Raw genomic sequence first — 9,140 nt, 5'->3', positions numbered from 1 at the left:
GGCCGGCGGCGGCCCAGAGCGCGATGCCGGTCCGGTCCGTCCCGGGCACCGCGCCGCGTGCGGCGGCCTTCCGCCGGGCGTCCAGGGCCCCGCTGCCGGGAATCGACCAGGGCCGGCCGGGCCCGGGCTGCGTCGCCCGGGCCCGCGCCGCCGCGCGCGGTGCGTCACGCCTGGCGTCGCACCTCGACCATCCGGAACCGGTCCGCGACGAACGCGGCGTCGACCAGCGCGGCGTTGGCCGCCGGGTTCCCACCCGAACCGTGCAGGTCGGAGAAGGCGGACGTCTGGTTGACGTAGACGCCGCCGGTGAGGTTGAGGGAGAGCTGCGCGCACTCCTCCAGGCAGACGTCCACCAGCCCCCGCTCCACCTCCTCGGAGGTGGTGTAGCCGCCGACCGTCATGGCGCCCTGCTCGGCGATGGTCGACCGCAGCAGGGCGAGTCCCTCCGCGGTGGAGTCGACGGCGACGGCGAAGGAGACCGGCCCGAAGCACTCGGCGCGGTAGGCGGCCTCGTGCTCGGGCTTGGCGGCGTCGAGCTTCACCAGGACCGGCGTACGCACCGTCGCGTCGGGGAACTCCGGGTGGCGGATGCTGCGGGAGCGGAGCGCGACGTCGCCGATCTCCGGGGCCGTCTGGACGCGGGCCCGGACGGCGGGGCTCACGATGGCGCCCAGGATCGACACGGCGCGGCTGTCGTCGGCCAGCAGGTGCTCCACCGCGGCCGCCAGATCGCTGACCACCTGGTCGTAGGTCTTCTCGCCGTCGTCGGTGGCGATGCCGTGGCGCGGCACCAGCAGGTTCTGGGGCGTGGTGCACATCTGCCCGCTGTAGAGGGAGAGTGAGAACGCCAGGTTGGCGATCATGCCCTTGTAGTTGTCGGTGGAGTCGATGACGACCGTGTTGACGCCGGCCTTCTCGGTGTACACCTGGGCCTGCGGGGCGTGCGTCTCCAGCCAGTCGCCGAAGGCGGTGGAGCCGGTGTAGTCGATGATGCGCACCTCGGGCCGGCGCGCCAGGTCGGCGGCGACGGTGCCGCCGTCCTCCTCCGCCACCAGGGTGACGAGGTCGCGGGAGAACCCGGCCGCGTGGAGCACCTCCCGGGCGAAGCGGACCGCGATGGCCAGCGGCAGCACCGCGTGGGGGTGCGGCTTCACCAGCACCGGGTTGCCCGCCGCCAGTGAGGCGAAGAGCCCGGGGAAGCCGTTCCACGTCGGGAAGGTGTTGCAGCCGACGAGCAGCGACACCCCGCGCGGGACCGCGGTGAACTCCTTGGTGAGCTCGATCGGCCCCCGCTTGCCCTGCGGCTTGGACCACGCGGCGTTCCGCGGCAGGCGGGTCTGCTCGGCGTAGGCGTACGCGACCGCCTCCAGACCGCGGTCCTGGGCGTGCGGCCCGCCGGCCTGCATCGCCATCATGAACGCCTGCCCGGAGGTGTGCATCACCGCGTGGGCGAACTCCATGGTGTGGGCGTTGATGCGGGCGAGGATCTCCAGGCAGACCAGCGCACGCACCTCGGGGCCGGCGTCGCGCCAGGCCGGCACGCCGGCTGCCATCGCCGGGAGCAGCTGGTCGATGTCGGCCTTGGGGTAGCTGACTCCGAGGGCGAAGCCGTAGGGGGAGTGCTCCGCGCCGACCCAGCCCGTGGTGCCGGGCTGGTCGAGTTCGAACCGCGAGTCCCGTACGGCGTTGAACGCCGCCAGCCCCTGCTCGGCATCGAGCGAGTTCAGCACCGTGGCGCCGTCCCCGTAGGCCTTGGGGTGCTCGGGGTACGGCGACCAGTAGCCGCGGCCGGCGATGGTCTCCAGCGCCGTGTCCAGGGTGTCGCGGTGCCGGTCGGCCAGCTGCGCCGGGGTGAGGCATGTGGTCATGGGCTGGTGTCTCCTCGTCGAGCTGGAACGAACACGGGCCATGGACGATACTGCTACCGAACGATCGGTCGGGGCAAGAGGTGCCACGCCCTCCGTGTGTGAACCCGCCCGAAGCTCCGTCCGGCGCCCGTGCAGACTGGTGCGGGGGACGACGGCTCCCCCGCCGCACCCGATATCCAGAGAACCGGTGTCTACCGATGGCCACGGAATCCCGACGCGACACGTACACCCCGCAGACGCTGCTCGAAGTGGCGGTGGGCGTATTCATCGAGCGCGGCTACGACGGCACGTCGATGGAACACCTCTCGCGGGCGGCGGGCATCTCCAAGTCGTCGATCTACCATCACGTGCGCGGCAAGGAGGAACTGCTGCGACGCGCGGTGAGCCACGCCCTGGACGGCCTGTTCGAGGTGCTGGAGGAGCCGGTCGCGCTCAACGGCCCGGCCATCGACCGCCTGGAGCACGTGGCGCGCCGCACCACCGAGGTGCTGATCGACCGGCTGCCGTACGTGACGCTGCTGCTGCGGGTCCGCGGCAACACGGACGCCGAGCGCTGGGCGCTGGAACGCCGCCGCGAGTTCGACCACCGGGTGGCGGAGCTGCTGCGCGAGGCCGTCGCCGACGGCGACCTGCGGGCGGACGTGGACGTCCGTCTCGCGACCCGCCTGCTCTTCGGGATGGTGAACTCCATCGCGGAGTGGTACCGCCCGGGCCATGACTCGGCCATTCCCGCGGGCCGGATGGCCGACGCCGTGGTGGCGACGGCGTTCGCCGGGCTGCGTGCGGCCGGCTCGCGCGGCGCCGCCGACGGCGAGGGCTGAGCGCCAGGCGCGGACGCGGCGCGAGGCGCGTCGAACGGGGTGGCGGCGGGCGGCGCTGCGGTCCCCTCGTGGGGTCCACATAGCACGTCGGCTCCCACAAGGGACGGGAACACCGGAACCCCTGCGGGGCTGCGCCGCTGCCTGATTGTGTCGCTGTTCCCGGAGCCCGTGGCCAGCGGGCGGGGCCGACGGGGGCGCACGCCGCCGGCCGCAGCTCTGCTGCACGCGCCGGATCACTCATCGTCGTGTCCCGCTCGCGGCGCCGGGGCGCGCACGCCCCGCCCGTGGGCCGTGCCGTGCCGCCCGTCGAGCTGCGCCGCGGTCCGGTGTGCGCCGACCGCGCAGGCCCGCCACCCGAACGCCGTGACGATCGTTGCGAGGAGCCCCATGAAGGGACACAAGCTGCTGGTGCGTCGATCCGCCGTACCGCTGCCCCTGCCGCCGACCGCTCCGCCGAGTGCACCGCCCACCGCTTCGCCTGGTGATCGAGGAGCGCCACCGGTCGATCTGGCCGAGGCGTTCGACTTCCTGCGGCTCTTCCACGCGGAGCACCCGGAGCAGCGTGTGCCGCTGCGGGCGCGGATGCGGCAGGTGCGGCAGTCGGTGGAGGCCGTCGGGACCTACCGCCACACCACCGAGGAGCTGACGTTCGGGGCGCGCGTCGCCTGGCGCAACTCCAGCCGCTGCATCGGCCGGCTCTACTGGAACAGCCTCAAGGTGCTCGACCGCCGGGCCGCCACGACCGCCGACCAGATCCACGGCCACCTCGTGGAGCACCTGCGGGCAGCGACCAACGGCGGGCGTATTCGGCCGGTGATCTCGGTCTTCGCACCCGCCACGCCGACCACCGCGGCGCCGCGGGTGTGGAACAGCCAACTGGTGCGGTACGCCGGCTACCGGCTCGACGACGGCCGGACCTTGGGGGACCCGCCCACGTCGCGTTCACCGAAACGGTTCGCCACCTCGGTTGGCGCGCCCGGTACGGACGGTTCGACCTCCTCCCGCTGGTGGTCGAGGGCACCGACGGGCGCGGGCCGCAGCTCCGCGAGATCGACCCGCGGGATGTGCTGGAGGTCCCGCTGTCCCACCCGGAGCACCCCTTCTTCGCCGGCCTCGGGCTGCGGTGGCACGCGGTACCGGCCATCTCCCACATGCGGTTGCGCATCGGGGGCGTCGACTACCCGCTCGCACCGTTCAACGGCTGGTACATGGGCACGGAGATCGGCGCGCGGAACCTCACCGACAGCGACCGCTACGACCTGCTGCCCGCCGTCGCCGCGGGGCTCGGGTTGGACACCTCGCGCGAGGAGACCCTCTGGCGGGACCGGGCCCTGGTGGAGACGAACATCGCGGTGCTCCACTCGTTCCGCGCGGCCGGGGTGCGGATCACCGACCACCACACCGAGTCCCGGCGCTTCCTCACCCACCTGGCGCGTGAGGAGGCGGCGGCCCGCCGGGTGCCGGCGGAGTGGAGCTGGATCGTGCCGCCGATGTCGGGGGGCATCACCCCCGTCTTCCACCGGTACTACGACGAGCAGCAGCTGTGCCCCTCCTTCCACCTGGACGCGGACGCCCGGGAGCGCGCCGAGGGGCGGGTCGTGCCGGTGGGGACGGGCGTCGGGCGAGCCGGGGCGGGCTGTCCGGCGCGGCCGGCGGGCGCGCCGCCGGCAGGTGTCGGCGGCCGCGCCGTCGATGCCACCGGGCGGACCACCGGCGCGTCCGTCGACGGTGGGGAGGGGGTCGGCTGACCGGTCCGCCCTGCCGCGCGGAGGGCGCTTACGGATGCTGCACGCGCCGGTCCCGGGCGGGTGCGCCGGGTGAGGGCGGCGCGCGCGGCGCGGTGGAGCGCCGGCCGAGCGCGGAGGCTGCGCCGTCCACGGCGCCGGCCATCCCGCCGACTCACCGCAGGTGGCCTACGGCTCGGGCAGCAAGTCGGTCTCCTCGAAGACGAGCAGCGTCCGGGTGGAGAGCACCTCCGGCATGGCCTGGATGCGGGTCAGCACCAGCTCGCGGAGTTCGCGGTTGTCGGCGGTGTGCACCAGCAGCAGAACGTCGAAGTCGCCGCTGACCAGCGCGATGTGCGCGGCGCCCGGCAGCTGCTCCAGCTGGGAGCGGACCGTGCGCCAGCTGTTCTGGACGATCTTGAGGGTGATGTAGGCCGAGGCGCCCTGCCCCGCGCGCTCGTGGTCGACACGGGCCGTGAACCCCCGGACCACTCCGTCCTCGACCAGCCGGTTGATGCGGGCGTAGGCGTTGGCGCGCGATATGTGGACCTGCTCCGCGACGGCCCGCACGGACGCCCGGCCGTCCAGCCGGAGCAGTCGCAGGATCGCGCTGTCAATGGGGTCGAGCGCGCGGGCCGCCTTTGGAGCCAACTGGCTGTCGGACATCGGTGGTGACCTCCGTGGTTGGACGTTCGGCTTTCATCAGAGGGTCATACCGCACGGTTGTCCACAGGCAATCCCCAGCTGTAGCCAAAATGCCGCGGCAACCGAACAATCGGTAGGGAGGAGCGGTCGCCGCCCCCTCGTGCCCTTGCAGCCCCTTACCAGGAGGTGCTCGCCATGTCGGTGCTGGAGCAGACACCAGGCCGCGACGAATCCGGTGCCCGCCCCACTCCGCCGACCGCGGGCTGGCGCCCCCGCACCGACCCCGCGCCCCTGCTGCCGGACGAGACCCCGGTCCGGCTCATCGGCACCGGTGCCCGGCTCGACAAGCGCCGCAAGGAACTCTGGCGTGAGCTGTACCGCGGTCTGGTCCGCGGCCGCCGCTACAACCGGCAGGCGACCGCGCTCACCCGGCAGGGCCGGCTCGCCGTCTACCCCTCCTCCACCGGCCAGGAGGCCTGTGAGGTCGCGGCGGCGCTGGCTCTCGGGGAGCGCGACTGGCTGTTCCCCAGCTACCGCGACACCCTCGCCGTGGTGGCGCGGGGCGTCGACCCGGTCGAGGCGCTGACCCTGCTGCGCGGCGACTGGCACACCGGCTACGACCCCCGGGCCACCCGGGTCGCCCCGCTCTCGACCCCGCTCGCCACCCAACTGCCGCACGCCGTCGGACTGGCCCACGCCGCCCGGCTGCGCGGCGATGACGTGGTCGCCCTGGCCATGGTGGGGGACGGCGGCACCTCCGAGGGCGACTTCCACGAGGCGCTCAACTTCGCCGCCGTGTGGCGGGCCCCCGTCGTGTTCCTGGTGCAGAACAACGGCTTCGCGATCTCCGTCCCGCTGGCCAAGCAGACCGCGGCGCCCTCCATCGCGCACAAGGCCGTCGGGTACGGCGTCGCAGGCCGCCTGGTCGACGGCAACGACGCGCCCGCGGTCCACCAGGTGCTCAGCGAGGCCGTCGCCCGCGCCCGCTCAGGCGGCGGGCCCACCCTCGTCGAGGCCCTCACCTACCGCGTGGAGGCGCACACCAACGCGGACGACGCCACCCGCTACCGCACCGAGGACGAGGTGGCGCCCTGGCTCGGCCACGACCCCGTCACCCTGCTGGAGGCGGAGCTGAGACAGCGCAAGCTCCTCACCGACGGCGAGGCGGAGCGGATCGCCGAGGAGGCCGAGGCGATGGCGGCCGATCTGCGGAGCCGCATGAACGCCGACCCGGTCCTGGACCCGGCGGAGCTCTTCGCGCACGTCTACGCCGAGCCGACCCCGCAACTGCGCGAGCAGGCCGCGCTGCTGCGCGCCGAACTCGCCGCAGAGGCCGGCGAGGCCGAACCCGCCCGGGCCACCGGCCCGGCCCCGGCGGCGCGCCGCGCCTCCGGCCGCGACGACCGCGCCGGTGACCGCCGGCAGGACCACCAGGAGCGGGCCGCATGACGACGACTGCCGCGACGACCGCCACGTCCACCCCCGCCCGTACCGCTCCCCCCGGAGGCGCGGCACCGACGACGATGGCGCAGGCCATCAACCGCGCCCTGCGCGACGCGATGGCCGCGGACGACGCCGTCCACGTCCTCGGTGAGGACGTCGGAGCCCTCGGCGGGGTCTTCCGGGTGACCGACGGCCTGACGGCCGAGTTCGGCGAGGAGCGCTGCACCGACACCCCGCTGGCCGAGGCCGGCATCCTCGGCACCGCCGCCGGCATGGCGATGTACGGCCTCCGCCCCGTCGTCGAGATGCAGTTCGACGCCTTCGCCTACCCGGCGTTCGAACAGCTCGTCTCGCACGTGGCCCGCATGCGCAACCGCACCCGCGGCAGCCTCCCGATGCCGTTGACCATCCGCATCCCCTACGGCGGCGGCATCGGCGGGGTCGAGCACCACAGCGACTCCTCCGAGGCGTACTACATGGCGACCCCCGGGCTCCACGTCGTCACCCCCGCCACCGCCGCCGACGCCTACGGCATGCTGCGGCAGGCGATCGCCTCCGACGACCCGGTGCTGTTCCTCGAACCCAAGCGCCTCTACTGGAGCAAGGAGACCCTCGACCTCTCCTCACCTCCTGCCTGCGACCCCCTCGGCCGGGCCGTGGTCCGGCGCACCGGCACCGCCGCGACCCTCATCACCTACGGCCCCTCGCTCCCGGTCTGCCTGGAGGCGGCCGAGGCGGCGCGGGAGGAGGGCTGGGAGCTGGAGGTCCTCGACCTGCGCACCCTCGTCCCCTTCGACGACGAAACCGTCTGCGCCGCGGTCCGCCGCACCGGGCGTGCGGTCGTCGTCCACGAGGCGTCCGGCTTCGCCGGCCCCGGCGCCGAGATCGCCGCACGCGTCACCGAGCGCTGCTTCCACCACCTCCAGGCGCCCGTACTGCGGGTGACGGGGTTCGACATCCCCTATCCCCCGCCGATGCTGGAGAAGCACCACCTGCCCGGCGTCGACCGCGTGCTGGACGCCGTGGCACGGCTCCAGTGGGAGAGCGACTACACGGAAGGCGGTGCCCGATGACCGCCGACCGCGAGGAGCGCGAGTTCCTGCTGCCCGACCTCGGTGAGGGGCTCACCGAGGCCGAGATCGTCCGCTGGCTGGTCGAGGTCGGCGACGAGGTCACCGTCGACCAGGCCGTCGTGGAGGTCGAGACGGCAAAGGCCCAGGTCGAGGTCCCCTGCCCGTTCGAGGGTGTCGTGACGGCCCGTCACGGCGCGGAGGGCGAGGCCAGGCCGGTCGGCACCCCGCTGATCGCCGTCGCGGTGGGAGCGGCAGCGCCCACGGGCCGGTCGGAGGCAGCCGCCGGGGAGTCGACCACCGACGGTCCCGCTGCCGCGGAGCGGCGCCGCGAGGCCGCCGGCGGTTCGGGGAACGTGCTCGTGGGCTACGGCACCGACGTCTCGAAGAACGCTGCCTCCGGGGCCCGGCGACGCCGCCGCGCCCTGGTCGCTGCGGGCGGTACGCCGGAGCGGGCAGCGCACGCGAGCACCTCCGACGGCCCACCGGCCCGCGACGCCGCTCCCAGCGCGGCCGCCGGGCCGTCCACCCCACGCGGTCCCGTCGCGCCCGCCGCGACGGCGACGCCCGCCGACCGCAGCACCGACGCGGCCGTCCCTCGGCCCCCGGCCGCCGGGGCGCCCGTCCCGGTCATCTCTCCCCTGGTACGGCGCCTCGCCCGCGAACGCGGGCTCGACCTGCGGTCGCTGCACGGCAGCGGCCCGGGCGGGCTCATCCTCCGCGCCGACGTGGACCGCGCCGGAGCCGAACGGTCGGGCCGCACCCCCGCGGCCGAGGCAACAGCGGCCGGCGACGGCGCTGCCGGGACGACCCGCGCACCGCAGGGGACGCAACGCCCGGGCCCCGCCACCGCGGACCCGTCGGGCGCCGTCCGAGTGCCACTGCGCGGCATCACCGGAGCCATGGCGGACAAGCTCTCCCGCAGCCGCCGAGAGATACCCGACGCCACCTGCTGGGTCGACGCCGACGCCACCGAGCTGCTCGCCGCCCGGCGGGCCATGGGCGAACCCCGGATCTCGCTCCTCGCACTGCTGGCCCGGGTCACCCTGGCCGCGCTCGCCCGCCACCCCGAGCTGAACGCCACCGTGGACACCGACGCGAGGGAGATCGTCCGGCTGCCCGAGGTCCACCTCGGATTCGCGGCCCAGACCGACCGCGGCCTCGTCGTCCCCGTGGTCCGCGACGCCCACACCCTCTCCGCCGAACAACTGCACCGCGAGATCTCCCGACTGACAGCCTGCGCCCGCGAGGGGCGACTCACCCCGGCCGACCTCACCGGATCGACGTTCACCCTCAACAACTACGGCGTGTTCGGCGTCGACGGTTCGACCCCGATCATCAACCACCCCGAAGCGGCGATGCTCGGTGTCGGCCGCATCGTGGAGAAGCCGTGGGCACACGCCGGCCAGCTGGCGCTGCGGCAGGTCGTCCAGCTGTCCTTCACCTTCGACCACCGGGTGTGCGACGGCGGGGTCGCGGGCGGGTTCCTCCGCTACGTGGCCGACTGCGTCGAACGCCCCACGCTGCTCCTGCGCACCCTCTGATCCGCCGCCGGGCGGCGGGTCAGAG

The 9,140-nt window shown here is 74.3% G+C and carries 6 protein-coding genes and 1 pseudogene; 5 read left to right on the top strand and 2 right to left on the bottom strand.

Annotation, left to right across the window (positions count from 1 at the left end):
- Positions 1–164 precede the first annotated feature (164 nt).
- Positions 165–1,868 carry a phenylacetic acid degradation protein PaaN gene (gene paaN / locus HCN56_RS20520; protein ID WP_167973290.1) on the bottom strand — a complete coding sequence of 568 codons (1,704 nt, stop codon included), beginning with the start codon at positions 1,866–1,868 and terminating at the stop codon, positions 165–167.
- Between the two features lie 197 nt (positions 1,869–2,065).
- On the opposite strand from paaN, the gene HCN56_RS20515 reads away from it, so the two are divergent.
- Together HCN56_RS20515 and HCN56_RS20510 are read left to right on the top strand one after the other, a co-directional pair.
- Positions 2,066–2,689, top strand: a complete 624-nt coding sequence (locus tag HCN56_RS20515) for a TetR/AcrR family transcriptional regulator (protein WP_167973288.1) — start codon at positions 2,066–2,068, stop codon at positions 2,687–2,689.
- 387 nt (positions 2,690–3,076) lie between these two features.
- A pseudogene (locus HCN56_RS20510) lies at positions 3,077–4,437 on the top strand (nitric oxide synthase oxygenase).
- Positions 4,438–4,602: 165 nt separating this feature from the next.
- Here HCN56_RS20510 and HCN56_RS20505 read toward each other — a convergent pair.
- A complete protein-coding gene (locus tag HCN56_RS20505) occupies positions 4,603–5,079 on the bottom strand; it encodes an Lrp/AsnC family transcriptional regulator (protein ID WP_167973286.1) in 477 nt (158 codons plus the stop codon).
- Positions 5,080–5,253: 174 nt separating this feature from the next.
- On the opposite strand from HCN56_RS20505, the gene pdhA reads away from it, so the two are divergent.
- The 3 genes from pdhA to HCN56_RS20490 are packed head-to-tail and all read left to right on the top strand — an operon-like array spanning position 5,254 to position 9,115.
- Positions 5,254–6,507 (top strand): pyruvate dehydrogenase (acetyl-transferring) E1 component subunit alpha, encoded by a 1,254-nt coding sequence (pdhA, locus tag HCN56_RS20500; RefSeq protein WP_167973284.1) that lies wholly within the window; start codon positions 5,254–5,256, stop codon positions 6,505–6,507.
- Positions 6,504–7,574: an alpha-ketoacid dehydrogenase subunit beta gene (locus tag HCN56_RS20495; protein WP_167973282.1), complete on the top strand. Its 1,071-nt coding sequence runs from the start codon at positions 6,504–6,506 to the stop codon at positions 7,572–7,574. The genes pdhA and HCN56_RS20495 overlap by 4 nt, the downstream gene beginning before the upstream one ends.
- A complete protein-coding gene (locus tag HCN56_RS20490; RefSeq protein ID WP_167973280.1) occupies positions 7,571–9,115 on the top strand; it encodes a dihydrolipoamide acetyltransferase family protein in 1,545 nt (514 codons plus the stop codon). Before HCN56_RS20495 ends, HCN56_RS20490 begins: the two co-directional genes overlap by 4 nt.
- Positions 9,116–9,140 lie beyond the last annotated feature (25 nt).

Source organism: Streptomyces lonarensis, from assembly GCF_012033735.1.
Classification (GTDB): Bacteria; Actinomycetota; Actinomycetes; order Streptomycetales; family Streptomycetaceae; genus Streptomyces; species Streptomyces lonarensis.
The sequence above is the reverse complement of the archived record's forward strand: the minus strand, read 5'-3'. Positions and strand labels throughout refer to the sequence as shown.